The sequence below is a fragment of the Paraburkholderia phosphatilytica genome, assembly GCF_003443895.1.
Lineage (GTDB): Bacteria > Pseudomonadota > Gammaproteobacteria > Burkholderiales > Burkholderiaceae > Paraburkholderia > Paraburkholderia phosphatilytica.
This window is the reverse complement of sequence record NZ_QQOA01000003.1, coordinates 86,596-112,580: the sequence shown is the minus strand read 5'-3', so window position 1 is coordinate 112,580 and position 25,985 is coordinate 86,596. Positions and strand designations below refer to the sequence as shown.

Sequence of the window (25,985 nt, the reverse complement as noted above, 5' to 3'; positions counted from 1 at the left end):
CGTTACGCGCGGTATCGCGTGCTGTCGTCTGTGGACCTTCACGCGCGGAGGGTCCTTCGGGGCTGCTGCGTGCGACGCGTGTACCTGCGGCGCGCTCGTCGCGTGAACGCGGCGTGATGGTTTTCGTTGCCGCCGCATGCATCTTCGCGGCCGGTTTTATCGCATCGCCGGCGTACGCGGTCTATGCGATCGCGCAGTACGGCGAACCGAAATATCCGGCGAATTTCACGCACTTCGACTATGTGAACCCGGATGCGCCGAAGGGCGGCACGCTCGTGCTCGCGAATCCCGACCGGCAGACGAGCTTCGACAAGTTCAATCCGTTCACGTTGCGCGGCAATCCCGCGCCGGGTATCGGCATGCTGTTCGAGAGTCTGCTAACCGGCAGCTCGGACGAGCTTGCGTCAGCCTACGGTCTGCTCGCGGACGACGTGAGCATCGCCCCCGATGGTCTGTCCACCACCTTCCACATCAATCCGCGCGCGCGCTTCTCCAATGGCGACCCGGTGCTCGCGGAAGACGTCCGCTATTCGTTCGACACGCTGAAGAGCCCGCAGGCCGCGCCGCAATTCGCCGCGTATTTCGCGGAGATCACGCGCGTGGACGTGATCGATCCGCACACGGTGCGCTTCGTGTTTCGGGACCGCAGCCGCGAGCTGCCGTTCCTCGCGGGCGGCATGCCGGTGTTCTCGCACAAGTGGGGCGTGAAGCCCGACGGCACCCGCACGCCGTTCGACCAGCTGACGTTCGAAACGCCGATCGCGAGCGGCCCGTATCTGATCGAGAGCTACCGGAACGGCCGCACGATCACTTACAGGCGCGATCCGCACTACTGGGGCGTGAATCTGCCGGTGCGCGTCGGCACGAACAACTTCGATCACGTCGTCTACAAGCTCTATTCGGACACGGTCGCGAAGCTCGAGGCATTCAAGGCGGGCGAGTACGACGCGCTCGTCGAATACGTGTCGCGCAACTGGGTGCGTCGCGACGTCGGCAAGAAATTTGACGACGGCGAACTGCTGAAGTGCCAGTTCCCGCAGCACAACGGCTCGGGCATGCAGGGCATCTATCTGAACCTGCGCCGGCCGCTCTTCCAGGACAAGCGGGTGCGCAAGGCGCTCGATCTCGCGCTGGATTTCCAGTGGCTCAACCGGCAGCTGTTCTACAGCCAGTACACGCGCACCGACAGCTATTTCGCCGGCACCGATCTGCAGGCGAAGGGCTTGCCTTCGCCGGGGGAACTCGCGCTGCTGAACCCCTGGCGCGCGCAGCTCGATCCAGCCGTGTTCGGGCCGCCACCCACGCAGCCGGATACGGACCCGCCGGGCTCGCTTCGCGCGAATCTGCTAGCGGCGCGCGCGCTGCTGGAGGAGGCGGGCTGGCACTATCGCGACGGCGCGCTGCGCAACGCGAAGGGCGAGCCGCTTACGTTCGAGATTCTCGACGACTCGGGCGGCAGCGACGTGATGCAGCAGGTCATCGCGCCGTATCAGCGCAATCTCGCGAAGCTTGGCATTACGGCCAACTATCGGCTGGCCGATTTCGCGGTGTACCAGAAGCGGCTCGATGCATTCGACTTCGACGCGACCATTCTCAACATGCCGGGCGTGCAGGTGCCAGGCACCGACCAGATCGACCGCTTCGGCAGCAAGGCGGCCGATACGCCGGGGTCGAGCAATTTCATCGGGCTGAAATCGCCCGCGGTCGATGCGATCCTGAATGCGCTCGTGCGCGCGCAGACGCTGCAGCAACTGACCGACGCGGTCCACGCGCTCGACCGGGTGCTGATGCATGGCTATTATGTGGTCCCGCAGTGGTACAACGCGACGCACCGCATTGCCTTCAGGCGCGATCTGCACTGGCCGACGACCCTGCCGCTGTACTATTCCGCCGAAGACTGGGTCGTATCGATGTGGTGGTGGGCGCCGCATTGAGCGGCGTCCGGTTGTCCTTGCTGAACACGCATCCTGAACCGTCACCGGATCGCCGCCTATGTGGAGCTACATCCTCAAACGCCTGCTGCTGATGATCCCGACGCTGCTCGGCGTGCTGACCGTGACCTTCGCCGTGATCCAGTTCGTGCCGGGCGGTCCCGTCGAACAGTACGTGCATCAGCTGCGGCAGAGCACGGAGAAGGGCGCGCCGTTCGGGCTGCGCGCGCACACCGGCGTCGACGCGCAGCAGATCGCGCAGCTGAAGGCGCTCTACGGGTTCGACAAGCCGCCGCTCACGCGCTACTGGCTGATGCTGTCGCGCTTCGCACGCTTCGATCTCGGACAGAGCTACTTCCGGCATCAGAGCGTGTGGTCGCTGATCGTGTCGAAGCTGCCGGTGTCGATCAGCATCGGCCTGTGGACGTTCTTCCTCACCTATCTGATATCGGTGCCGCTCGGCATCGCGAAGGCGATCCGCAACGGCTCGCGCTTCGATCTGGTGACGAGCGTCATCGTGCTGACCGGTTACGCGATTCCCGGTTTTGTGCTGGGCGTGCTGCTGCTCGTGCTGTTCGGCGGCGGCTCGTTCCTGCAGATCTTTCCGCTGCGCAATCTCGTGTCCGACAACTGGGCCGACCTCAGCATCCTCGGCAAGATCACGGACTACCTGTGGCACATCACGCTGCCCGTGATCGCATCGGTGGTGGGCAGTTTCGCGGTCGTCACGATGCTGACGAAGAACGCGTTCCTCGACGAAGTCCGCAAGCAGTACGTGCTCACCGCGCGCGCGAAGGGGCTCTCGGAGCGGCGCGTGCTGTGGAAGCACATCTTCCGCAATGCGTCGCTGCCGCTCATCGTCGGCTTTCCGGCGGCGTTCATCGGCGCGTTCTTTACCGGCAGCCTGCTGATCGAGACGCTGTTCTCGCTCGACGGGCTCGGCCTGCTGTCGTACCAGTCGGTGCAGCAGCGCGACTATCCGGTGGTGCTCGGCACGCTCTACGTATTCACGCTGATCGGCCTCGCGACCAAGCTGATTTCCGACCTCTGCTATGTGTGGGTCGACCCGCGCATTCAATTCGAACAACTGGAGGGCTGACTTGAGCCGGGCCCGCGTTCAACCCGATTCGTCGTCGCGCGACCGCACTGTGCGGGCGTTCGTGTCGCCTTCGCCGATGCGCCGCGTGTGGCAACGGTTTCGCCAGCAGCGTCTCGGCTACTGGAGCCTTGTCGTGTTCATCGTCGCGTTCGTTGCGAGCGTGGCGGGGCCGCTGTGGTGCAACGACAAGCCGATCGTCGCGCGCTACGACGGGCATCTGTACTTCCCGATCGTGAAGACGTATCCGGAGACGGCGTTCGGCGGCGACTTCCCGACGCCCGCCGACTATCTCGACCCGTACGTGAAGAAGCGGCTCGACGCGCCGGGCAACTTCGCGATCTATCCGCCGAATCACTACTACTACGACACGCTCAACTACTTCTCGAAGGCGCCGAACCCGGCGCCGCCGTCGCGCGAAAACTGGCTCGGCACCGACGACCGCGGCCGCGACGTGTTCGCGCGGCTGCTGTACGGCTTCGGCGTATCGGTCGAGTTCGCGCTCGTGCTGACGCTGATCGGCACCGTGCTCGGCGTGCTCGCGGGCGCGGTGCAGGGCTATTTCGGCGGCAAGACCGACATCATCGGCCAGCGTCTGATCGAGATCTGGAGCGCAATGCCCGAGCTCTATCTGCTGATCATCTTCTCGTCGATCTTCGAGCCCGGCTTCATCCTGCTGATCGTGCTGCTGTCGCTGTTCGGCTGGATCGGCCTGTCGGACTACGTGCGCGCGGAGTTCCTGCGCAACCGCACGCAGGACTACGTGCGCGCCGCGCGTGCGCTTGGCCTGCCGAACTGGCAGATCATCTGGCGGCACGTGCTGCCGAACAGCCTCACGCCGGTGATCACGTTCCTGCCGTTCCGGATGAGCGGCGCGATTCTCGCGCTCACGAGCCTCGATTTTCTTGGCCTCGGTGTGCCGCCGCCCACGCCGAGCCTCGGCGAACTGCTCGCGCAGGGCAAGGCGAATCTCGACGCATGGTGGATCTCGCTGTCCACGTTCGGCGTGCTGGTGCTCATGCTGCTGCTGCTGACCTTCATGGGCGACGCGCTGCGCAATGCGCTCGATACGCGGATTGGCGATGCGATGCGCGCCGGAGGCAACCAGTGAGCACGGCTCCGACATCCACTGCGCCGCAAGGCGACGCCGCGGGGCCGCTGCTGTCGCTTGAGCGGCTCTCGGTTGCGTTCGGCGAGTCGCAAGCGGTGCACGACGTCACGCTCGCGATCGGCCGCGGCGAACGCGTCGCGCTCGTCGGCGAATCCGGTTCGGGCAAGAGCGTCACCGCGCTGTCCATCCTGCGGCTGCTCGCCGACGCGCAGGTGAGCGGCGCGATCCGCTTCAACGGCGAGGACCTGCTCGCGAAGAGCGAGCGCGACATGCGCGGCCTGCGCGGCAGCGAAATCGCGATGATCTTCCAGGAGCCGATGACGGCGCTCAACCCGCTCTACACGATCGGCGAGCAGATCTCGGAGACCATCGTGCTGCACGACGGCGTGAGCGCCGCCGAAGCGCGCAGGCGAACCGTCGCGCTGCTCGACCGCACGGGTATCGCCGAGCCGGGCAAGCGCGTGAACAGCTACCCGCATCAGCTGTCGGGCGGACAGCGGCAGCGCGCGATGATCGCGATGGCGCTTGCGTGCCGGCCGCGCCTGCTGCTCGCGGACGAACCCACTACCGCGCTCGACGTGACGATCCGCGAGCAGATCGTCGAGCTGCTGCTCGAGCTGCAACGCGACGAGGCCGAACGGCGCGGCATGGCCGTGCTGCTGATCACGCACGACCTCAACCTCGTGCGCCATTTCGCGCACCGCGTCGCGGTGATGGAGAGGGGCGTGCTCGTCGAGAGCGGGCCGGTCGAGACGATCTTCACGTCGCCGCAGCATCCGTACACGCAGCGGCTTCTGAACAGCCGGCCGGAGCGCACGGTGGTGCCGGTGCTGCCGATCTCGCCGGTGCTGCTCGAAGCGCGTGACGTCTCCGTCGACTTTCGCACGAAGCTGCCCGGTTTCGCGGGCTGGTTCCGCGCGGGCCACTTTCGCGCGGTGGACAGCGCGACGCTGGCGGTGCGCCAGGGCGAGACGCTCGGCATCGTCGGCGAGTCGGGATCGGGTAAATCGACACTCGCGATGGCGCTGCTCGGCCTGCAGCGCACGAGCGAGGGGACGATCGAGTTCCAGGGCCGTGCGCTGGACACCTTTCAGGGCCGCGAGCGCACGGCGCTGCGCTCCGACATGCAGGTGGTCTTTCAGGATCCGTTCAGTTCGCTTTCACCGCGCCAGACCATCGAGCGGATCGTCGGCGAAGGGCTCGGTGTGCATCGGCCGCAGCTTGACGCCGCCGCGCGCCGCGACAAGGTGATCTCGGTGCTGCGCGAGGTCGGCCTCGACCGCACGGTGCTGCAACGCTATCCGCACGAATTTTCCGGCGGCCAGCGGCAGCGCATCGCGATCGCGAGGGCGCTTGTACTGGAGCCTCGCATCCTGATTCTCGACGAACCGACGAGCGCGCTCGATGTATCCATCCAGCAGCAGGTGCTGAAACTTCTGTCGTCGTTGCAGCACCGTCACAACCTCGGCTTCGTGTTCATCAGCCACGACCTTGCCGTGATCGGCGCGATGGCGCACCGGGTCGCGGTGATGCAGAACGGTTCGATCGTCGAAGCTGGAGACGTGGAGCAGATTTTTGCCGAGCCGTCGCACCCTTACACCCGACGATTGCTGAAAGCTTCAAAGGTTGCTTGACATTCACCAATTGGGTGCGTCTACCGATTGATTTTTTCTATTTGTTTTGACAGGCAAATACTTACTGGCTAGTATCGACGAAACTTTTTTCCGCAGACCCTTGTTTCTTAAGCAAAAAATACCGACCAATGCAGCACCGATTCCTAACCCAGGCTTGTACGCGCGTCGTCGCCGGGATGTTCATTGGCGTACTGATTGCAGCAGCTCCCAGCGTTTTCGCTGACGAAGTAAGCAGTTTCAACCAGAATGCCTCATCGACGAGCTCCGGTTCGTCGACTTCGCAAGCCCTCCAGCAGGCTTCCACGCAAGGCACCGATTCGGCATCCGCCGAAGGCGGTGCCCGTTCGTTTCTGTCGGGCGTTGCGGGCAAGGCCGGCGACGTGGTCGTCGGCGCGCTGAACATGATCGGCGTGCGCTACCGTTGGGGCGGCAACACGCCGGACTCCGGGCTCGATTGCAGCGGCTTCGTGCGCTACGTGTTCCAGGACACCCTGGGCCTGTCGCTGCCGCGCCGCGCCGAGGAAATGAGCCACGTGGGCGAAAAGGTTCGCCTCGCCGACCTGAAACCGGGCGACCTCGTGTTCTTCAACACGATGCGCCGCGCGGTGTCGCACGTAGGCATCTATATCGGCGACAACAAGTTCGTGCATTCGCCGTCCACCGGCAGCACGATCCGCGTCGACGATCTGGACGACGGCTACTGGGAAAAGCGCTTCACCGGCGCGCGCCGCATCGACGCGGAAATTCCCGATGTGCAGGATCTGAAGCAGCGCGTGAGCGCGACGATCGGCGGCAACAACTAGGCTTGACCGGTTTCCACGATGCAAAACGCCCGTTCCGGATGGAACGGGCGTTTGTCTTTGTGCGGCGGCGATTGACCGGCTTGCCGCGCGCAGGAAGTTGCCTGACGAGTGCCCGCGAATCCGCGGGCGCCCGTCAGTACGTCAAATCACGCCGCTACGCGGCTCGCGGCCAGCCGCCGCTGCAACTCGGGCGCAATCTTCGCGACCGCCTCCTCGCCCGCCAGAATGGCCGCGTTGCGCTGCCCGAAGTCGCTGCCGCTCATCGCGGCCAGGTTCGGCGTGATCACGATGTCGGCATATTTTTCGAGTTCGTAGGTCTTGATCGTCTGACCCATGATCGTGAAGGTCTGCAGCAGGATGTCGAACGAGCTCGTCGTCTGCGCGCTTTCGGGGCGCGCGGAGATGTCCACCGCGATCACGAAATCGGCGCCCATCTTGCGCGCGAACGCGGCCGGCACCGGGCTCACCAGGCCGCCGTCCACATACTCGTGGCCGCCGATCGTCACCGGCTCGAAGATCGACGGCACGCTGCACGACGCGCGCACCGCGATGCCGGTGTCGCCGCGCTGGAACAGGATCGGCTGGCCGGTGCGCAGATCGGTCGACACGATGCCGAGCGGCTTCGCCATCTTTTCGATCGGGCGGTGCTTCAACGTCGAGTCGACGAAGTTCTGCAGCGCGACGCCCTGCAGGAAACCGCGCGCGCGAAACGGCATCGCCCAGTCGCTGATCGATGCTTCGTCCATCGTCAGCGCGAGCTTGTTGATCGCGAAGCCGTTCATGCCCGACGCGTACAGCGCACCGACGACCGATCCCGCGCTCGTACCGCAGACGAGGTCGACCTGGATGTTGCGCGCCTCCAGCGCCTTGATCACGCCGATGTGCGCGAAGCCGCGCGCGGCGCCGCCGCCGAGCGCGAGTCCGACCCGGATCGGCCGCGTCGCCTTCGGCACGGGCGGCGGCACGACGGGTGCGGTGGACGCGGTATTCGGCGCCGGCGTGACGTTATCGGGTTTGCCGCCCGTGGTCGTGCAGGCGGTGAGGACAGCGGAAGCGGCCGCCAGCGAAAAGCTGCGGCGGCTCAGTTTCGGCGAGGACGGATTCAACAGTTTCTCCAGCTACGGCGCGCCCGCGTGGTGCGGATGACGGCGCCGCGTACGATGCGGGGCGGATGGGACGCTGATGCCGGCGGCGAGCGTCGCGCGCGGCCATGTGCGGGTTACGCGCGGTGACGACAGGGCAGCGCGCGCACATCATAAAACAAAGTGTTCGCGCAACGCTGGAACATGTCTTCGAAGCCTCTGTCGCGAAGGCTGTGGGCACGTACCAGGCACCTGTAAAACCCGCGCTGGCCGTTCGGCCAGGTCGGCTCAACAGGCATCGGCAGGTATAATCGCGTCTCGCATTTTTCTTCTTTCGTCGTGTGCGGATGCGGTTCAACGTGCGACCCGGCGCGGCTCGCTCCACATCCGCTTCAATGCCGTTTCAAGCCGCGCGCAGCACCTTGCCACGACGCGCCTGCCTTCGAGTAACCGCTTATGACCACCTCCGTTCGTACCCGCTTCGCTCCGAGCCCCACCGGTTTCATCCATCTCGGCAACATCCGCTCCGCGCTCTATCCGTGGGCGTTCGCGCGCCGGATGAAGGGCGCCTTCGTGCTGCGGATCGAAGACACGGACGTGGAGCGCTCCACCACGCAGTCCGTCGATGCGATCCTCGAAGGCATGGCGTGGCTCGAGCTCGACTACGACGAAGGCCCGTTCTACCAGATGCAGCGCATGGACCGGTATCGCGAAGTGCTGAAGGAGATGCAGGCGAAGGGCCTCGTGTACCCGTGCTACATGTCGACGGAAGAACTCGACGCGTTGCGCGAGCGCCAGCGCGAAGCCGGCGAGAAGCCGCGCTACGACGGCACGTGGCGTCCGGAGCCGGGCAAGGTGCTGCCCACGCCGCCCGCGGGCGTCGAACCGGTGACGCGCTTCAGGAACCCGCTCTCGGGCGTCGTTGCGTGGGACGACGCGGTGAAAGGCCGTATCGAGATTTCGAACGAGGAACTCGACGACCTCGTGATCGCGCGTCCGGACGGCACGCCGACCTACAACTTTTGCGTCGTCGTCGACGATCTCGACATGAAGATCACGCACGTGATTCGCGGCGACGATCACGTGAACAACACGCCGCGGCAGATCAACATCCTGCGCGCACTCGGCGCCGAGCCGCCCGTATACGCGCATCTGCCCACCGTGCTGAACGAGCAGGGCGAGAAGATGAGCAAGCGGCATGGCGCGATGAGCGTGGTCGGCTATCGCGACGAAGGCTTCCTGCCCGAGGCCGTGCTGAACTACCTCGCGCGGCTCGGCTGGTCGCATGGCGACGCGGAGATCTTCACGCGCGAGCAGTTCGTCGAATGGTTCGATCTCGAGCATCTCGGCAAGTCGCCGGCGCAGTACGACCACGACAAGCTGAAGTGGCTCAACAACCACTACATCAAGGAAGCGGACAACGCGCGTCTGGCTGAACTCGCGCGGCCGTTCTTCGCCGAACTCGGCGTGAGCGACGATACGCTCGCGAAGGGCGCGGATCTCGCTTCGGTCGTCGGTCTGCTGAAGGATCGCGCGTCGACGGTGAAGGAGATCGCGCAGAACGCGACGATGTTCTACACGGTGCCGCAACCCGATGCGGCCTCGATCGCGCAGCACGTGACCGACGCCGTGCGTCCCGCGCTCGTCGAATTTGCGGACGCGATGAAGACGGTCGAGTGGACGAAGGAGGGCATCGCCGCCGCGCTGAAGGCGACGCTCGCCGCGCACAAGCTGAAGATGCCGCAACTCGCGATGCCCGTGCGTCTGCTGGTGGCGGGCACCACGCATACGCCGTCGATCGACAGCGTGCTGATGCTGTTCGGCCGCGAGACGGTGGTGAACCGGCTCGAGCAGGCGCGCGGTTGAACGCGTAGTTGGACGCGCGGATGAACGCGTTTGAGGGATGAGTGCCCATCGACAGAAACCAAAAAAGTCGTGGGCACTGACTCAAAGGGTATTTACAAAAACTGATCGGCTATCTACAATCTCGCTTCTGTTCTGCAAGGGGGTATAGCTCAGCTGGGAGAGCGCTTGCATGGCATGCAAGAGGTCAGCGGTTCGATCCCGCTTACCTCCACCATCAGAGCAGAATGAAGCCTTTGTTTTGCACGCTGTTCGCAGAAAAAAGACTTCACAAAGTAGTGTTTAGCAGTTAAGATAGCGTTCTTTGCTGTTGGTGAAAATTAACAGCACGACATATCTGAAAAGATTATGTCCCCTTCGTCTAGAGGCCTAGGACATCACCCTTTCACGGTGAGTACAGGGGTTCGAATCCCCTAGGGGACGCCAGACATCGGCGTCGTTGATCGAAGATCGGCGGCGCGGCTTGCAGAGAATAAACCGACGCTCGCAAGTTGATGTTGAAACTGGAGCGGTAGTTCAGTCGGTTAGAATACCGGCCTGTCACGCCGGGGGTCGCGGGTTCGAGTCCCGTCCGCTCCGCCAGACAAAGCCCGTTCAGGTGAGCTTGAACGGGCTTTTTCATTAAAGGTGTAAGCAGTACCAAGCCGTTTGCATGTCCCCTTCGTCTAGAGGCCTAGGACATCACCCTTTCACGGTGAGTACAGGGGTTCGAATCCCCTAGGGGACGCCAGGAACATCGGCATCGCGCAACATCGCGGTGCCCGTCTGCGAGGAAACAACCGACGCCCGCAGGCGCGCATGTCCGAATCAGGAGCGGTAGTTCAGTCGGTTAGAATACCGGCCTGTCACGCCGGGGGTCGCGGGTTCGAGTCCCGTCCGCTCCGCCAGACAAAGAAACCCGCTGGGTCATGCCCAGCGGGTTTTTTCTTTTGCGCCTTCGTGCGTCTTCTTGTTGAAGCTGCGTTCTTACGCACTGCCGCATACCGCAGGCAGGCTCCGGCGTTTCTCCATACCATCGCTGGCCGTCCGTCCAGGACAAACAGCCATTGCCAGCGTGGGCGTGGTGTCATAACGTTGTCCGGACTTCATCCGTGCGTGGCGCGCCATGTTCGATCCGACCGAAGTTCCCTTGCCGTTCCAGCTGCGCAGCGCGACCATCGACGACTTCGACTTCGCCGAATCGCTCACCCGCAACAATATGGGCGGCTACTACCAGCGGCATCATCTGGTGTGGCGTGGCGACCTCTTTCTGGCAAGCTGGCGCGAGTCGGAGAATTTCATCCTCGAGGAAGACGGCCGGCCGATCGGCGTGCTGCGCGTGACCGAGGAAAACGACTCGCTGCATATCCGCGACGTGCAGATCGCGCCGGGTTATCGGGGCCGCGGCGCGGGCAGCTACCTGCTCGACATCTGCCATCGCTGGGCGAAGGAACGCGGCTTGCGCGAGCTGCAGTTGCGCGTGTTCTCGGATAACCCCGCGGCCCGTCTTTACCGCCGCAAGGGCTACCGGCTCGCCGGCCCGCGTCTCGCGCAGTTCGGCTCGATCCGGCACATGGCGCGGCCGGTTTGAGGCCGTGGCGGTTCGCACTGCATCGACTCGAGCATCGCTTCGTTGCATCCCCGCGTTACATCCCTTCGCGCGTTCCGTTGCGCATCCGGAATGCTTCGTCTGTCCGCGCTTCACGTCCGCACTTCACATCCGCACTTCACGCACACACTTCAGCGCGCAACTAGCGCGGCAGAGTTTCCGGGCGCCAGTTGAGCGTGCTCAACTCGTCGTCCATGTCGATGCTGTCGAGCTCGCCAGTTTGATGAGCGTTGTCTCGCACGATGAACGCGCGCGGACTCTGCCCGAACGCGCGACGAAACATCGCGGAGAACGCGCTCTGACTCTGGTAGCCGAGTTCCTGCGCGACGTGCGACAGCGGCTTGCCCTGGCTCAGTAGCGGAATCGCGCGCGCGAGCACCGCCTGCTGCCGCCACTGCGAAAAGCTCACGCCCAGCTCCTGGCGGAACAGACGCGCGATGGTGCGCGTGCTCGCACCGACGGTCCCGGCCCAGTGTTCGAGCGAAGCCGTATTGGCCGGGTCCGCGATCACCGCTTCGCAGAGCGCGCGCAGGCGCTTCTCGGACGGCATCGGCACCGAGAGCGGCAGCGGCTGCGAGCGCACGATCTCGTCGAGCGCGAGCGCACCGAGCAGACGCTCGCGTTCGGGCGGCAGGTCGGGCCGGTCGAGCGCCGCGATCAGCTCGCGCAGCAGCGCCGACACCTCGACGACGCGCGGCGCGTCGAGTCCCGCCGGCACCGCGATCTCGTTGACGTACAGCGTGCGCATGAACGCGTCCTCGACGATCGCGACTTCGTGCAGGATGCACGGCGGCAGCCAGATCGCGCGCGAAGGCGGGACCATCCACGTCGTGTTCGCCGTCGCGACGCGCAGCACGCCGCGCGATGCATACGCGACCTGCGCCCACGCGTGCGTGTGCCGCACGGTGCGCGCGCCGGCCTGCATCGGCCGCGAGCGCACGCGGATCGGATGGGTGGGCGTCGGCGCGAACTCGGGCGGGATGTCGGCGAACATGACGCGCGTCGACGGCAACATTTCGGCAGGCTGGGTCATGGTGGCGTGGTGTGCGCGGTCGACGTGGCCGCGCGTGGTCGTGTCGGGCCCGGCAATGCCGGAAGCTCCCATTGTAGAGGCGTCGCTCACGCTTCGTGAGCGGGCCTTCCCGTAGCGGGCCACAGACGTTGGCAACGGCCGCTGGTCACACCGGGTCACACCGTGACGGATGCATGTGCAGAACCGCTTCGCCGCAGTCGAGATGGCTTATATTGACGGGCGACAATGCGCGCTGCGATCCGCGGCGCGGTATGCGAAGGTGCGCGAGCACCCGCAAGCAAAAGGAGGAACCAGCAACGATGCAAAACGTGTTTGTGTACGGCACGCTGCGCGCCGGCGAGATCAACGATATCCGCGAGGCCGCGGCGCGGCATGACATCGAGGAGCCGACGCTGATCGGCAGCACGGCGGTGCGGGGCAGGCTGTTCGATTTCGGCGCGTACCCGGGGCTCGTCGTCGACGACGAGACGGGGATCGAAGTGCGCGGCGACGTGTACGAAATCGACGATGCGCTCGTCGCAGTGCTCGACGAGATCGAGGAGATCTACCCCGGCGTCGAGGGACTGTTCCGCGCGCACGAAGTCACGGTCGACGTGGACGGCGACGCGGTAACGTGCCGCTTCTATCCGGTCGGCAAGGACGCGGTGAGAGGCCTGCCGGAGATCGGCGGCGGCGACTGGGTCGCGCACCGGCGGGCGATGAAGCGGCGCTGAGCGCAGCGCGAAGCGCTTCGACGGAACCGCACACGCGCAACGACAAAAAAGGCCCGGCGCCAAACTCGCGCCAGGCCTTTCAGAGATTGCGCAGTTCAGACAGCCCGCTCAGATTTCCTCGTAAAGCGGCAGCGTCAGGAAGTCCGTGAACGTCTCCGACGTCGACATCTGCTCGAAGAGTTCAGCGGCCCGTTCGTACGGTTTCGTGTTGCCGCCCACCGCGGCCTTCACCTTCGCGAGCTCTTCCTGCGTGAGCGTCTTCACGAGCGCGGTGTCGACCTTGCGGCCGTCGTCGAGCTTGCCCTTCGGCGAGCGGATCCACTGCCACACCTGCGAGCGCGAAATCTCGGCGGTGGCGGCATCTTCCATCAGGTTGTGGATCGGCACGCAGCCATTGCCGTCGAGCCACGAACCGAGGTAGTGGATGCCCACGTTGATGTTGTTGCGCAGGCCCGTTTCGGTGATCGGTGCTTCCGGACGGAAGTCGAGCAGATCGTGCGCGGTGACCATCACATCGTCGCGCTGCTTGCCGATCTGGTTCGCGTTGTCGCCGAGCACCTTCACGAATTCTTCCATCGCGACCGGCACGAGACCCGGGTGCGCGACCCAGCCGCCGTCGTAGCCGTCGGTGGCATCGCGGGCCTTGTCGGCGCGCACGCCGGCCATCGCCTTCTCGTTCGCGACCGGATCGCTCTTGATCGGAATCAGCGCGCTCATGCCGCCGATCGCCGGCGCGTTGCGGCGATGGCACGTCTTCAGCAGTTCGAGCGCATACGCGCGCATGAACGGCACGTTCATCGTGATCTGCGAGCGATCGGCGAGGCAGAAGTCCTTGTCGTTCCGGAACTTCTTGATCGCCGAAAAGATGTAGTCCCAACGGCCCGCATTCAGCCCCGAGCTGTGCTCGCGCAGTTCGTACAGGATCTCGTCCATCTCGAAGGTCGCGAGAATGGTTTCGACCAGCACCGTCGCGCGGATCGTGCCGCGCGGAATGCCCACGGCTTCCTGCGCCGCGACGAAGATGTCGTTCCACAGGCGCGCTTCGAGATGGCTTTCCATCTTCGGCAGATAGAAGTACGGGCCGCTGCCGCGCGCGATCAGCTCCTTCGCGTTGTGGAACAGGAACAGCGCGAAATCGAAGATGCCGCCCGACACGCGCTGTCCGTCCACCGTCACGTGCTTCTCGTCGAGGTGCCAGCCGCGCGGACGCACGATCAGCGTCGCGACCTTGTTGTTCAGCTGGTAGCGCTTGCCGTTCTGCTCGAGCGAGATCGTGCGGCGCACGGCGTCGATCAGATTCAGCTGGCCGGTGATCTGGTTGTCCCAGCTGGGCGCGTTCGAATCCTCGAAGTCCGTCATGTACGAATCCGCGCCCGAATTCAACGCGTTGATGATCATCTTGCGCTCGACCGGCCCGGTGATCTCGACGCGGCGGCACTGCAGATCCGCCGGCAGCGGTGCGATGGTCCAGTCGCCCGAGCGGATCGCCGCCGTCTCCGGGAGGAAGTCGGGCTTCTCGCCCGCGTCGAGCCGCTCGGTGCGCGCGACGCGCGCTTTCAGCAGTTGCTGGCGGCGCGGCTCGAACGTGCGATGCAGGGCCGCGACGAGCGCGAGCGCGTCGGCGGTCAGGATCGTCTCGAAGCCGGGCTGGATCTCGGCGGTGATCTGCATGCCTTGCGGCAGCTGCAACGGGTTCGCCATGGTTTCTCCTTGGTCGGTCAGTGTGTAGGTAGACGCGGTGAGTTGCGCCGTCATCGGCAAACGGTCGTCATGCGCCAGGGCTGTGGCGCGGACGGCCGGCCTGCCGTTCGGACGGCGTGAAGGTATCGAGGAAAGCGGGCAGGTCGGCGAGGCCGCTGCCGGTGCCGTGCGGCGTCACGCCGAGCTCTTCGGCGGGCGCGCGTTGCCGGTTCACCCAGAACACGGTGTAGCCGAACCAGTTCGCGCCGCTCGCGTCCCAGCCGTTCGACGACACGAACACGATGTCGCGGGCGGGTGCGTCGAACACCGTCGTGCCGAGCGCGTACGCGGCGGGCGCGGGCTTGAACGCGCGCACCGCATCCACCGACAGCACGTGATCGAAGAGCCCCGTCATGCCGGCGCTCTTCACCGCGATGTCGAGCATCTGCGGATTGCCGTTGGACAGGATCGCGAGGCCGATCGGGTCGTCGCTACGCCGCGCGCGCAGCGCCTTCAGCGTGGGCACGGCGTCGCGGAACGCGGACAGGCACGCGTATTCGTCCATCAGGCGCTTTTCGGCGGTGGACGTCATGCGCAGGCCGAGCTTGCGCGCGGCGAAGCGCAGCGCGTCGAGCGTGATGGACCAGAACGGCTGGTAGTGCGCGCCGGACGGATCGGCGAGCGAGCGCAACTGCGTGTATTCGATCTGCTTCTGGCGCCACAGCTGGGACAACGCATCGCCCTGGCCCGGGAACATCTGTTCCGCCGCGGCGACGACGGAATGCACGTCGAACAGCGTGCCGTACGCGTCGAAAATCACTGCCCGGGGGAAAGTGCCGTTGGTAGGTGCCGTTGTGGCCGACATTGCCGTGCGCTCCATCAGAGGTCGATTGTCATTGTATTCATGCGTTGGATGACTAAAAAGTGCCGTCAGATCACTTGATCTTTTACTTTCATCCACCTAATCTGTGGCGCAACCCGGATTGCCGTGAGGCCCGCAGGCCTCGTTCCCATGGACCGCTTCAAGCAGATCGAAACCTTCGTTACCGTCGCGGCGCGCGGCAGTCTGTCCGCGGCGGCGCAGGCGGAAGGCGTCGCGCCGGCGATCATCGGCCGCCGCATCGATGCGCTCGAGGAGCGGCTCGGCGTCAAGCTGCTGGTCCGCACCACGCGCCGTATCACGCTGACCTTCGAGGGCTCCGCGTTTCTCGAAGACTGCCAGCGCGTGATTCACGACATGCAGAACGCCGAGGCGAGCGTGTCGGCGGGCGGCGTGAAGGCGAGCGGCCATCTGCGCGTGTCCGCGCCCGCGGGCTTCGGCCGGCGTCACGTGGCGCCGCTCGTGCCGCTCTTCGTCGACGCGCATCCGGACGTGTCGATCACGCTCGATCTGTCGGACCGGATGGTCGACCTCGTCAACGAAGGCTTCGACTGCGCGGTGCGGCTGGGCGAGCTGCCGGATTCGTCGCTGGTGTCGTTGCGGCTCGGCGAGAACCGGCGCGTGTGCGTCGCGGCGCCCGGTTATCTCGCGCGACGCGGCGCGCCGCACACGCTCGCGGATCTTGCCCATCACAACTGCCTCGCGCTCGGCGCGAGCGCGAACCAGCAGCGCGGCTGGATGTTCCAGCAGGACGGCAAGGTCGTGTCGATCAAGGTGTCGGGCACGATGGAATGTTCGGACGGCGCGGTGCTGCACGACTGGTGTCTCGACGCCTACGGGCTCGCGTGGCGCTCGTGGTGGGAAGTCGGCAGCGACATCGCAGCGGGAAGACTCGTCAGCGTGCTCGACGAGTTCGCCGCGCCGCCGATCGGCATTCACGCGGTGTTTCCGCAGCGCCGTCATCTGCCGTTGCGGGTGCGGCTCTTTCTCGACTTCCTCAAGCATACGTACGAAGACCCAGGTCACTGGAGCTAGCGCGGGCGCGGCTCGAGCCGAACCGGCGGGCGGGTTTGCGATATGCGGACTCTCCCGCAGCGCACATTCGGGCCCTGATCCGCGCACTACAATGAAATCGCGGGCCTGCATTCGGGTTGTCTCCTGTGCAATGAGCGTCCGCTTATCCGCAGCCGACGATGGAGGTCGCGATGTTCAGGCACATCCTCGTTCCGACCGATGGCTCCGACCTGTCGAGGAAAGCGATCCTCGGTGCGATCGATCTGGCGCGCGCGGTCGGCGCACGCGTGACCGCGTATGCGTGTCTGCCGCAATATCCGTATTCGCCGTTTTCCGAGGTGGTGATCGAACCGCCCGCCGATTTCCAGGAACGCGGCGAACGCGAAGCGCGCGAGCATCTGAAGGAGGTCGAAGATCTCGCGCGCAGCTCGGGCGTCGAGTGCACGAGCGAGACGAGCACGCATCCGTCGCCGTATCTCGGCATCATCGAAGCGGCGGAGCAGGGCGGCTGCGACGTGATCTTCATGGCGTCGCACGGGCGCCGCGGGCTCGGCAGCATCCTGATCGGCAGCGAAACGCAGCGCGTGCTCACGCATACGAAGATCCCGGTGATCGTGTATCGATAGCCGTGTTCCCGAACGCGCCGCGACATCGAACAGGATTCCGAACGGTTCGAGCGTGCGAGGCAGAAGGCGGCGTGCGAAGAAAAACGCGCCGGCGATCCGCGCGGCGCGTTTCCCTGTTTCGTGGCGGTCCGCTCGTGCCGGACCGCCAGCGCTTCTCCCAGACTCTCGATACCGGTTCGATCGCGATGCCGGTTCATGGCCGGCATCTGCGTGTCGGCGCGCGTCACGCGCCGCCTCCCTGATGGCTTGCCCAGCCCCTCCGCCGTGTCCGGTCAGGCTTCGTTTTTTGTGCTCAGGCGACCGCTCAGGCCACCTTCTTGTCGAAGAACTGCTCGTCTTCGGTCGAGCCGTGCAGCGCGGTCGTCGACGCTTCGCGTTCCACCGTCTGCGTGACCGCGTCGAAGTAGCCCGTGCCCACTTCGCGCTGGTGCTTCACCGCGGTGAAGCCCTTCTCGGCGGCGGCGAACTCGGCCTGCTGCAGTTCGACGAACGCGCTCATCTGCTGGCGCGCATAACCGTGCGCGAGGTTGAACATCGAGTAGTTCAGCGCGTGGAAACCTGCCAGCGTGATGAACTGGAACTTGTAGCCCATCGCACCCAGCTCGCGCTGGAACTTCGCGATCGTCGCGTCGTCAAGGTTCTTCTTCCAGTTGAACGACGGCGAGCAGTTGTACGAGAGTAGCTGGTCCGGGTACTCCTTGTGGATCGCGTCGGCGAACTTCTTCGCGAACTCGAGATCCGGCTTGCCCGTCTCGCACCAGATCATGTCGGCGTACGGCGCGTACGCGAGGCCGCGCGAGATCGCCTGCTCGATGCCGGGCTTCGTGCGGTAGAAGCCTTCGACGGTACGCTCGCCGGTCAGGAACGGCCGGTCGTTTTCATCGACGTCCGACGTGATCAGGTCGGCGGCTTCCGCATCGGTACGTGCGAGCAGCACGGTCGGCACACCGCAGACGTCCGACGCGAGACGCGCCGCCGTCAGCTTCGCGATGTTTTCGCGCGTCGGCACGAGCACCTTGCCGCCCATGTGGCCGCACTTCTTAACGGACGCGAGCTGGTCTTCGAAGTGCACGCCCGAGGCGCCGGCTTCGATCATCGACTTCATCAGCTCGAACGCGTTCAGCACGCCGCCGAAGCCCGCTTCGGCATCGGCCACGATCGGCTGGAAGAAGTCCACGTAGCCTTCGTCGCCCGGGTTCTTGCCTTCCGACCACTGGATCTGGTCCGCGCGCGTCAGCGTGTTGTTGATGCGCTTCACGACCATCGGCACCGAGTTGGCCGGGTACAGCGACTGGTCAGGGTACATCTCGCCGGCGAGATTCGCGTCGCCCGCCACCTGCCAGCCCGACAGGTAGATGGCCTTGAGGCCGGCCTTCACCTGCTGCATCGCCTGGTTGCCGGTCAGCGCGCCGAGCGAGTTGACGAACGGCTCGGTGTTCACCGACTGCCACAGCTTTTCGGCGCCGCGCTTCGCGAGTGTGTATTCGACCTGCTGCGAGCCGCGCAGACGCACCACGTCTTCGGCGGTGTAGCCGCGCTTCGTGTTCTTCCAGCGCGGGCTGGTTTCCCATTGCTGCTTCAGTTGCTGCACTTGTTCCTGGCGCGACATGTTGAGCTCCTTGAGTTGCGAATGTTGGGTGGATCGACTGGTTCGATGACTTCGGCGGGTTCGGCGGTCGGTGGAGACTGCTGTCTGGTCGCGAAGTCTTATAGAAGAGTCTAGGCAAGTCGAGGGAAGGGCAACAGAGGTCAGGCGCGCTTTATCGAATATTTTAAACGCAATTAAATCAGCTATTTATGTAGTTCATTTCACGATAAGAAACGAAATTTTCCATGCTGCAACACCGCATGTTGTGCCGCGCAGCACGATTTTTTACGACGCAAAAAATTTTTTCGTATCGTGAAATTTGACGGGTGAGCGAAAAGGCGGGTACAGGCGAAAAAAAACCGACGCGCGAGGCGTCGGTTTTTTCGTTCGAAGCGTCCCGCGTCAATGCGCGGGACCCTCGTGGAGGCAAAGCGTTCGGAGCTGCGTCGATCAGCTGCCGCGGCGCGGCGTGCGCGAACCGTCACGACGGCCGGCGTAACCTTCACGCGAGCCATAGCCGCCGTCACGCGAGCCGTAGCTGTCGCGCGAACGGCCGTAGCCGTCGCCGCGCGAATTGCCACCGGCGCCGCCTTCGCGGGAACCATAGCCGCCTTCACGCGAACCGGCGTAGCTGCTGCCGCGATTGCCGTCGGCGGGCTTGCCGGCCCAGCCGCCTTGACGCGGTGCGCCGCTACTGCTGCCGCCGTTGCCCGGACGACCGCCACCGTTGCCGCCGCCGAAGCGACGACCGCCGCCGTTGCCATTGCCCGGACGGCCACGGCCGCCGAAGCCGCGGTTACCCGCCGGCGGCGCCTTGCGCGGCTCGAAGCCTTCGATCACGTTGACCGGCAGCGGCGAACGCACGAAGCGCTCGATGCGCTTCAGCGCGCCCTGCTCGGCGTGATGCACGAGGCTCACCGCGATGCCCGAGCGGCCGGCACGGCCCGTACGGCCGATGCGGTGCACGTAGTCTTCGGCGAACTTCGGCAGATCGTAGTTGAACACGTGCGTGATGCCCGGGATGTCGATACCGCGCGCGGCCACGTCGGTGGCGACCAGCACGCGCACGCGGCGCTCGCGCAGCGCACGGATCGTGCGGTTACGCGCGCCTTGCGGCAGGTCGCCGTGCAGCGCGGCGGTTTCGAAGCCCGCGTCGGCCAGACGGCCGGCCAGCTGGTCCGCGTCCATCTTGGTGGCCGTGAACACGATGGCCTGGTCGAGGCCCGAGTCGCGCAGCAGGTGGTCGAGCAGACGATCCTTGTGATCGCGGTCGTCGACGTAATGCACGGTCTGCGCGATGTTCGCGCTTGACTCGATACGCTGCGAGATCTCGATACGCTCCGGATCCTTCAGCAGGCGGCCGGTGAGCGAGCCGATCTTGCCGTCGAGCGTGGCCGAGAACAGCATCGTCTGGCGCGTGGCCGGCGTTGCGGCGACGATCGTTTCGATGTCGTCGATGAAGCCCATGTCGAGCATGCGGTCGGCTTCGTCGAGCACGAGCATCTGCAGTTCCGACAGGTCGATGCGGCCGCGCTCGAGGTGGTCGAGCAGACGGCCCGGCGTCGCGACGAGAATTTCGGGGTTCTTCGCGAGCAGCATCAGTTGCTGGCCGTACGCCACGCCGCCGAGAATGCTGACCGTGCGCAGACGCTTCAGATGCTTGCCGTACGTGGACGCGGCCGTGGTGACCTGCATCGCGAGTTCGCGGGTCGGCGTCAGCACGAGGAGGCCCGGACGGGCGACCGGCTGCGGACGGCGCTGGCGGCGATCGGCCGGTGCCTGGCCCTGGGCCGGACGCGGCTCGCGCGGCTGCGCGGCCTGCGCCTTCTGCAGCTGTGCGAAACGCTCGATGGCGGGCAGCATGAACGCGGCGGTCTTGCCCGAACCGGTCGGGCTCGACACCAGCAGGTCGCGGCCGGCGATGCCGGCGGGGATCGCGCGCTGCTGCACCGGCGTCGGCGCCTTGTAGCCGGCGGCCGTCAGCGCGGAGACGATCTCCGGCGACAGGCCGAGCGACGCGAACGACGGACCGCTGGGCTCTTCGGTTTCGGCGTTGGCCGCGACGGCGACATCAGTCGCTGCGTCGGCTGCGAGGTCGATTGCTTCGGGCGCGAGACCGAGGGCTTGATTGGCGATGGCGTCCAGCGGGCTGGCGGTATTGCTCGAAGTCATGAGAATCCTTGAAACACGGGAAATAAAACGTCAACGCCAATCGGCAGACCCAGGTTGTCGGATTCAGCGAGCAATGAAGCAGCGAGCAAATCGAAAAACAGGGGCAGCTCGCACCATGCGGCGAGCTTTTTCGTTAGAAGCTGTATCGGATGCGGCTTGCCGGGATGGCTACACCGCCAGCCTTTATTGACGGCCCGAAAGGGCCCTTGGCAGGAGGGGACAGGTTCTAAACTGGATTGGAGCCTAACGCTACGTTGCGCTGTACCGCACGTGCCCTTTTAGAGGCTGCCGACGATTCAGATCAATCCTGCTGAATTACCGGAAATTGCGTGGGAAGCAGAGCGCAGTCCAAGACTATACAGGAAATTGCTGCGCCGCGCCACAGAAACCATCGACGCGAAACACACTGAAAGGCGGGAGAGGGGTGAGGGCGGTACGCGCGGCGCGCACCGCCCCGGATGCTGCGGCGCGGTCTAGCTCGTCGCGCCGGCCTTCAGCGATTCGACCAGTTCCGTGTACTGCTGCTTCGCGGTGTCCTGCCCGGTGCCTTTCAGCGCGGCCCACGCGTCGTACTTGTACTTGCCGACGATGTCGGTGAAACCAGGCTTGTCGCCGTGTACGTCGCCGTCGGTGGCCTGCTTGAACAGCGCATAGAGGCGCAGCAGCGTCAGATTGCCGGGACGCTCCGGCAGTTGTTTCACGTCTTCCTGGGCTTGCGCGAACAGCGCGTCGACATCGCTCATGAGCTTCTCCGTGCTTTTTGAGATAGTCGGGCGATCATAGCAAGCGCGTTCCTGGGCGGGCTGGAGCGATGCCTCCAAACGCCCGCGGCGGCCGCTGCGGCGATTCGCGCGTCATGTGGCCCGGAATCCTTTGCGAAAGGGGGTACAAGGGGTCATCGAACGGTCACCATTCCGGCGATATCGGGTGCCGCATTACAATAGCGGCATGACTGACACTGTGCTGCTTGCCCTCGATACGTCGACCGAATTCTGCTCGGTCGCGCTGCTTTCAGCCCCGGCGTCCGACGCGCCGGCGGCGCCGGACGCCGGGGCGTCCACCGCCTCTGCAGGCGCAACCGGCACCTCGCTGTCTTCGGCCGCGGCCACTGCCGAATCCGCGCGCATGGCCGCTGCGGACGCCGCTGCTGCCTCGCCGCGCGTCTGGTCGCGGCACGAAGCGACCGGCGCCGTCTCCAGCACGCGGCTTCTGCCCGCCATCCGCGAACTCTTCGACGAAGCCGGCCTCGCGCTCGACGCCTGCGCGGCGATCGCGTTCGGCGCGGGCCCGGGCTCGTTCACGGGGCTGCGCACCGCGACGGGCGTCGCGCAAGGGCTGGCGTTCGGCCTGAACCTGCCGGTCGTACCGGTTGGCACGCTGCTCGCATGCGCCGAGAGCGCGCGCCGGCGCGATCCGTCGGCGACCCGCGTGCTCGCGGCGCTCGATGCGCGAATGGACGAGGTCTACTGGGCCGACTACGCGTGGGATGACGCCACTGGCGAATGGCGCACGGTGCAGCCAGCGTCGCTCGATGCGCCGGATCGTCTCGCGCTGCCGGATGCGCCGTTCACGCTCGCGGGCAACGCCGCCGCCGCGTTTGGCGCGCGGCTCGAAGCGACGGCGCGGGCCGCGCGCATCGATCACGAAGCGCTGCCGCACGCGGTGCCGGTAGCGTTCGTCGCGCTGCGCGCATGGCGCGCGGGCCGCACCGTACCCGCCGACCAGGCCGCGCCTGAGTACATCCGCAACAAGGTCGCGCAGACGGTGGCGGAGCGGGAGGCCGCGAAAGCGGCCGCCGGACAGGCCCGATGAGTGGCGTGCTGCTCGCGGACCGCTATGTGTCGCAGATGACGGAGAGCGACCTGGACGAAGTCGCCGCGATCGAACGCGTCGCGTACGAATTTCCGTGGACCCGCGGCAATTTCGAAGATTCGCTGCGCAATGGCTATCTCGGCGTGTGCCTGCGGCACGTGACGGGCACGCTGATCGGCTATTGCGTGCTGATGCCCGTCGTCGACGAGATGCATCTGCTGAACCTGTGCGTCGCGCCCGCGGCGCAGGGCGCCGGCGCGGGCCTGACGCTGTTGCGCGAGGCCGTGCGGATCACGCGAACCGGGAAGCTCGACGGCCTGCTGCTCGAAGTGCGGCCGTCGAACCATCGCGCGATCCGGCTGTACGAGCGCTTCGGCTTCGCGTCGATCGGGCGCCGCAAGAACTACTATCCCGCGCGGCATCGCGGTCGCGAGGATGCGATCGTGATGCGCTTCACGTGTGCCAAGGAGGGCGCGAATGGCGCTGCATGAAACCGTTCTGGAGGAACTGGGTCTCGCGCCGCGCTGGGTGCGCCGCGGGTCGACGTCGACTACGGATGCTGGCGGCGAAGCTTCGGTGGCGGACGAGCCGGGTCGGCCAGTCGAGGTTGTGGCGCATGCCGTACCGGATGCGAGACGCGAAGCCGCAGGGGCTGTCGACGCGCCTGTGACGGCGACCGCCCGCGGCAATGCCGAAACGCGCGTCGCGCCACCTGAGCCGACGCACGCTGCCGAACCTGACACCCGCGCCGACTCCCGCACCGACACCCAGATCGACGATCTGAGCTGGTTCGACGATCAGGCCGCCCCTGCCGTCGACGAACCAGCGCAACCCTTTGCCGATGCGCGCGCAACGTCGTCGGGTGTCGCATCGATCGCGACGCTCGACTGGGACGCGCTCGCGGACCGCGTCGCCGGTTGCCAGGCGTGTCGTCTGTGCGAGAAGCGCACGAACACGGTGTTCGGCGTCGGCGATCGCGAAGCCGAATGGATGCTGATCGGCGAGGCGCCCGGCGAAAACGAAGACCGCCAGGGCGAGCCGTTCGTCGGCCAGGCGGGCAAGCTGCTCGACAACATGCTGAAGTCGCTGGCGCTCGCGCGCGGCGAGAACGTCTACATCGCGAACGTGATCAAGTGCCGGCCGCCGGGCAACCGCAATCCGGAGCCGGACGAGGTGATGCGCTGCGAGCCGTATCTGCAGCGGCAGGTCGCGCTCGTGAAGCCGAAGCTGATCGTCGCGCTCGGGCGCTTCGCTGCGCAAAGCCTGCTGCGCACCGACGCGAGCATTTCGTCGCTGCGCGGCCGCGTGCACGAATACGAAGGCGTGCCCGTGATCGTCACGTACCACCCGGCCTATCTGCTGCGCAGTCTGCAGGACAAGGCAAAGGCGTGGGCCGACCTGTGCCTCGCGCGCGCGACCTGGCAGCGGGCGGAACGCGGGCAGGGCGAGTGATGGACGCGGCGTCGGTCACCGCGGCGGGTCATCATGCAGGTCAACCCGCAGCGCACGACGCCGCATCGCTCCTCGACGATCTGCGAGATCCCGCGGTGCGCGATCTCGCGTGGCTGCTGTTCGGCCCACCGCTGGTGCGCGCGCAACCGGCGGGCGAACTCGCCGCGCTCTTCGGCGATCCAGCCGATCCCGCAGACCTCTCCGCCACCGTCGACTGGCTGCGCGCCCAGGACGCCAATCCCGAACCGTTGCATCGCGAACTCGCGCAGAGCCGCATCACCCGCGTGGGGCGCCTCGCGGAGACGCTGCTCGCGTGGTATCTGCGGACCGGTCCCGGCCCACGTCTGGTCGCGGCGAACGTGCCGCTGCGTCGTGCCGGCATCACGCTCGGCGAATGCGATTTTCTGGTCGAGACGCGGCAGGGCGCGCGTCTGCACTGGGAACTCGCGGTGAAGTGCTATCTGCACGCGGGCCACGAGCCTCATCGACCGTCCGCGCGTCTCGCGGACTATGTCGGCCCGAACTTGCAGGATCGCTTCGATCTGAAACTCATGCATCTGCTCGACCATCAGCTGCCGCTGAGTGCGCGCGAGGAGTTCGCGTCGATCGGTCATGCGGGACCGTGGACGCCGCAGATGCTGGTGCGCGGCTGGCTGTTTTACGGACCGGACGCGATGCCCGGCGCGGTGTCCGTCGAAGCCGCGCAGATCGATCCGGCGCACGGACAAGGGTGGTGGGTGACGCTTGCGGGCTGGGCGGCGTTCGCGGCGGCGCATGCGGAGCGCTGGCGGGTGCTGCCGCGTCTCGAATGGCTCGCGCCGCGGCGCGACGGCAGCGCTCAAACGTTCGCGGAGGTCGACGCGCTCACCGCGCGCAGTGCGGAGCGCAACGAGCCGCTGATGGTCGCGGGTTTCGTCGCCGATGGAGAAGGCGGCTGGCGCGAACGATCGCGCGGCTTCATCGTGCCCGACGGATGGCCCGCGCTGGCGCGGGCGTTTGCCGATCAGTAAAGCGCTGCCGGATCACCACCAGCGATGAAAATGATGCACCGGTCCGACGCCGGAACCGACGTCGAGCCGGTCGCTATGTTCGAGCGCGGCGGTCAGATACGCCTTCGCATCGGCAGCGGCGCTCGCGACATCGGAACGCTGCGGCAGCAGCGCCGCAATCGCCGACGACAGCGTGCAGCCCGTGCCATGCGTGTTCTTCACCGGCACGCGCGGACCGCCTAGCCGCAGCGTGCCGCTCGCCTCGATTAGCCAGTCCGGGCTGTCGGTGGACGCGAGGTGACCGCCCTTCATCATCACCGCCTTCGCGCCGAGCGCGCGCAGCGCTTCGCCCTGGCGGATCATCGCGGCTTCGTCGGCAGCCACCGCTTCGCCCAGCAGCGCCGCCGCTTCGGGCAGATTCGGCGTCAGCACGTCCGCGAGCGGCACCAGCGCATCGCGCACCGCGTCCACCGCTTCCGGTGCGAGGAGCGCATGGTTGCTCTTCGAGATCATCACCGTATCGAGCACGACGAAGCGCGGCCCGTAGCGCTTCAATGCGTCCGCCACCGCATGCGCGATGGCCGCGTTCGCGAGCATGCCGATCTTCACGGCGTCGATGCGGATGTCGTCGAACACCGCATCCAGCTGCGCGGTGACGAACGCCGCGTCGGGCGCATGGATCGCGGTCACGCCGCGCGTGTTCTGCGCGGTCAGCGCGGTGATCACGCTCGCGCCGTATGCGCCGAGCGCGGAGAACGCCTTGAGGTCCGCCTGGATGCCGGCGCCGCCGCCGGAATCGGAACCGGCGATCGTGAGGACGTTGGGAATCGCGTGAGTCATAGGAGAAGGCGGGAAAGAGCGGACCAAGGGCCGGACAGGCGCGCAACGAAACGAAATGAAGCGGAAGGGCGCGCAACG

At 65.9% G+C, this 25,985-nt stretch carries 22 protein-coding genes and 5 tRNA genes; 19 read left to right on the top strand and 8 right to left on the bottom strand.

Translation table 11 applies throughout. The features are described 5' to 3' along the window. The first annotated feature begins 116 nt into the window (after positions 1 to 116). From DVS29_RS04085 to DVS29_RS04065, 5 genes are all read left to right on the top strand, one after another. On the top strand, positions 117 to 1,934 hold the full coding sequence (locus DVS29_RS04085; RefSeq protein ID WP_240655453.1) for an extracellular solute-binding protein: 1,818 nt from the start codon (positions 117 to 119) through the stop codon (positions 1,932 to 1,934). A 58-nt stretch (positions 1,935 to 1,992) separates the two neighbouring features. Then, complete coding sequence (locus tag DVS29_RS04080; protein ID WP_118179162.1) at positions 1,993 to 3,030, top strand: microcin C ABC transporter permease YejB; 1,038 nt, start codon at positions 1,993 to 1,995, stop codon at positions 3,028 to 3,030. 1 nt (position 3,031) lies between these two features. Beyond that, positions 3,032 to 4,138, top strand: coding sequence for an ABC transporter permease (locus tag DVS29_RS04075; RefSeq protein ID WP_240655452.1), 1,107 nt, complete (start codon positions 3,032 to 3,034; stop codon positions 4,136 to 4,138). Further along, positions 4,135 to 5,772, top strand: coding sequence for an ABC transporter ATP-binding protein (locus tag DVS29_RS04070; RefSeq protein ID WP_240655451.1), 1,638 nt, complete (start codon positions 4,135 to 4,137; stop codon positions 5,770 to 5,772). The genes DVS29_RS04075 and DVS29_RS04070 overlap by 4 nt, the downstream gene beginning before the upstream one ends. 128 nt (positions 5,773 to 5,900) lie before the next feature. Then, positions 5,901 to 6,575 (top strand): C40 family peptidase, encoded by a 675-nt coding sequence (locus tag DVS29_RS04065; RefSeq protein WP_118179160.1) that lies wholly within the window; start codon positions 5,901 to 5,903, stop codon positions 6,573 to 6,575. Between the two features lie 146 nt (positions 6,576 to 6,721). Here DVS29_RS04065 and DVS29_RS04060 read toward each other — a convergent pair whose 3' ends face one another. After that, a complete protein-coding gene (locus DVS29_RS04060; RefSeq protein ID WP_118179159.1) occupies positions 6,722 to 7,681 on the bottom strand; it encodes a patatin-like phospholipase family protein in 960 nt (319 codons plus the stop codon). A gap of 432 nt (positions 7,682 to 8,113) precedes the next feature. On the opposite strand from DVS29_RS04060, the gene gltX reads away from it, so the two are divergent. From gltX to DVS29_RS04025, 7 genes are all read left to right on the top strand, one after another. Next, positions 8,114 to 9,523, top strand: coding sequence for a glutamate--tRNA ligase (gltX, locus tag DVS29_RS04055; RefSeq protein ID WP_118179158.1), 1,410 nt, complete (start codon positions 8,114 to 8,116; stop codon positions 9,521 to 9,523). 138 nt (positions 9,524 to 9,661) lie between these two features. Next, positions 9,662 to 9,737: transfer RNA gene (locus tag DVS29_RS04050), tRNA-Ala, on the top strand. 133 nt (positions 9,738 to 9,870) lie between these two features. Further along, positions 9,871 to 9,946, top strand: a tRNA-Glu gene (locus DVS29_RS04045). A gap of 79 nt (positions 9,947 to 10,025) precedes the next feature. Further along, positions 10,026 to 10,102, top strand: a tRNA-Asp gene (locus DVS29_RS04040). A gap of 72 nt (positions 10,103 to 10,174) precedes the next feature. Then, a tRNA-Glu gene (locus DVS29_RS04035) sits at positions 10,175 to 10,250 on the top strand. Between the two features lie 80 nt (positions 10,251 to 10,330). Continuing rightward, positions 10,331 to 10,407: transfer RNA gene (locus DVS29_RS04030), tRNA-Asp, on the top strand. A gap of 218 nt (positions 10,408 to 10,625) precedes the next feature. After that, positions 10,626 to 11,090: a GNAT family N-acetyltransferase gene (locus tag DVS29_RS04025; RefSeq protein ID WP_118179157.1), complete on the top strand. Its 465-nt coding sequence runs from the start codon at positions 10,626 to 10,628 to the stop codon at positions 11,088 to 11,090. Between the two features lie 160 nt (positions 11,091 to 11,250). On the opposite strand, the gene DVS29_RS04020 is transcribed toward DVS29_RS04025, so the two are convergent. Next, the gene (locus DVS29_RS04020; protein ID WP_118179368.1) at positions 11,251 to 12,141 is read right to left on the bottom strand and encodes an AraC family transcriptional regulator; all 891 of its coding nucleotides are present in this window, start codon (positions 12,139 to 12,141) and stop codon (positions 11,251 to 11,253) included. A gap of 299 nt (positions 12,142 to 12,440) precedes the next feature. Here DVS29_RS04020 and DVS29_RS04015 point away from each other — a divergent pair, with 299 nt between their 5' ends. Beyond that, positions 12,441 to 12,854, top strand: coding sequence for a gamma-glutamylcyclotransferase family protein (locus DVS29_RS04015; RefSeq protein ID WP_118179156.1), 414 nt, complete (start codon positions 12,441 to 12,443; stop codon positions 12,852 to 12,854). A gap of 108 nt (positions 12,855 to 12,962) precedes the next feature. Here the strand turns inward: DVS29_RS04015 and aceB are convergent, their stop codons facing one another. Both aceB and DVS29_RS04005 read right to left on the bottom strand, forming a co-directional pair. Beyond that, a complete protein-coding gene (gene aceB, locus DVS29_RS04010) occupies positions 12,963 to 14,555 on the bottom strand; it encodes a malate synthase A (protein ID WP_118179155.1) in 1,593 nt (530 codons plus the stop codon). Positions 14,556 to 14,622: 67 nt separating this feature from the next. After that, complete coding sequence (locus DVS29_RS04005) at positions 14,623 to 15,399, bottom strand: haloacid dehalogenase type II (RefSeq protein ID WP_118179367.1); 777 nt, start codon at positions 15,397 to 15,399, stop codon at positions 14,623 to 14,625. Positions 15,400 to 15,546: 147 nt separating this feature from the next. On the opposite strand from DVS29_RS04005, the gene DVS29_RS04000 reads away from it, so the two are divergent. Beyond that, positions 15,547 to 16,449 carry a LysR family transcriptional regulator gene (locus DVS29_RS04000; protein ID WP_118179154.1) on the top strand — a complete coding sequence of 301 codons (903 nt, stop codon included), beginning with the start codon at positions 15,547 to 15,549 and terminating at the stop codon, positions 16,447 to 16,449. 170 nt (positions 16,450 to 16,619) lie between these two features. After that, positions 16,620 to 17,054, top strand: a complete 435-nt coding sequence (locus tag DVS29_RS03995; RefSeq protein ID WP_118179366.1) for a universal stress protein — start codon at positions 16,620 to 16,622, stop codon at positions 17,052 to 17,054. A 304-nt stretch (positions 17,055 to 17,358) separates the two neighbouring features. On the opposite strand, the gene aceA is transcribed toward DVS29_RS03995, so the two are convergent. The 3 genes from aceA to DVS29_RS03975 all read right to left on the bottom strand — a co-directional run bounded on the left by aceA (position 17,359) and on the right by DVS29_RS03975 (position 21,557). After that, positions 17,359 to 18,663 (bottom strand): isocitrate lyase, encoded by a 1,305-nt coding sequence (gene aceA / locus DVS29_RS03990; protein WP_118179153.1) that lies wholly within the window; start codon positions 18,661 to 18,663, stop codon positions 17,359 to 17,361. A 429-nt stretch (positions 18,664 to 19,092) separates the two neighbouring features. Then, the gene (locus DVS29_RS03980; protein ID WP_118179151.1) at positions 19,093 to 20,814 is read right to left on the bottom strand and encodes a DEAD/DEAH box helicase; all 1,722 of its coding nucleotides are present in this window, start codon (positions 20,812 to 20,814) and stop codon (positions 19,093 to 19,095) included. A gap of 473 nt (positions 20,815 to 21,287) precedes the next feature. Then, a complete protein-coding gene (locus tag DVS29_RS03975; protein ID WP_118179150.1) occupies positions 21,288 to 21,557 on the bottom strand; it encodes an acyl-CoA-binding protein in 270 nt (89 codons plus the stop codon). Positions 21,558 to 21,762: 205 nt separating this feature from the next. Here DVS29_RS03975 and tsaB point away from each other — a divergent pair, with 205 nt between their 5' ends. Genes tsaB through DVS29_RS03955 form a run of 4 tightly spaced genes read left to right on the top strand, consistent with a single transcriptional unit; the run spans position 21,763 to position 25,088 of the window. Beyond that, positions 21,763 to 22,626, top strand: coding sequence for a tRNA (adenosine(37)-N6)-threonylcarbamoyltransferase complex dimerization subunit type 1 TsaB (tsaB, locus tag DVS29_RS03970; RefSeq protein ID WP_118179365.1), 864 nt, complete (start codon positions 21,763 to 21,765; stop codon positions 22,624 to 22,626). Next, positions 22,623 to 23,117 carry a ribosomal protein S18-alanine N-acetyltransferase gene (rimI, locus tag DVS29_RS03965; RefSeq protein WP_118179149.1) on the top strand — a complete coding sequence of 165 codons (495 nt, stop codon included), beginning with the start codon at positions 22,623 to 22,625 and terminating at the stop codon, positions 23,115 to 23,117. The genes tsaB and rimI overlap by 4 nt, the downstream gene beginning before the upstream one ends. Next, a complete protein-coding gene (locus DVS29_RS03960) occupies positions 23,104 to 24,078 on the top strand; it encodes a uracil-DNA glycosylase (RefSeq protein WP_118179148.1) in 975 nt (324 codons plus the stop codon). The genes rimI and DVS29_RS03960 overlap by 14 nt, the downstream gene beginning before the upstream one ends. After that, on the top strand, positions 24,078 to 25,088 hold the full coding sequence (locus tag DVS29_RS03955) for a DUF1853 family protein (protein ID WP_118179147.1): 1,011 nt from the start codon (positions 24,078 to 24,080) through the stop codon (positions 25,086 to 25,088). The genes DVS29_RS03960 and DVS29_RS03955 overlap by 1 nt, the downstream gene beginning before the upstream one ends. A 12-nt stretch (positions 25,089 to 25,100) precedes the next feature. On the opposite strand, the gene thiD is transcribed toward DVS29_RS03955, so the two are convergent. After that, on the bottom strand, positions 25,101 to 25,907 hold the full coding sequence (gene thiD, locus DVS29_RS03950) for a bifunctional hydroxymethylpyrimidine kinase/phosphomethylpyrimidine kinase (protein ID WP_118179146.1): 807 nt from the start codon (positions 25,905 to 25,907) through the stop codon (positions 25,101 to 25,103). Between the last annotated feature and the right edge of the window lie 78 nt (positions 25,908 to 25,985).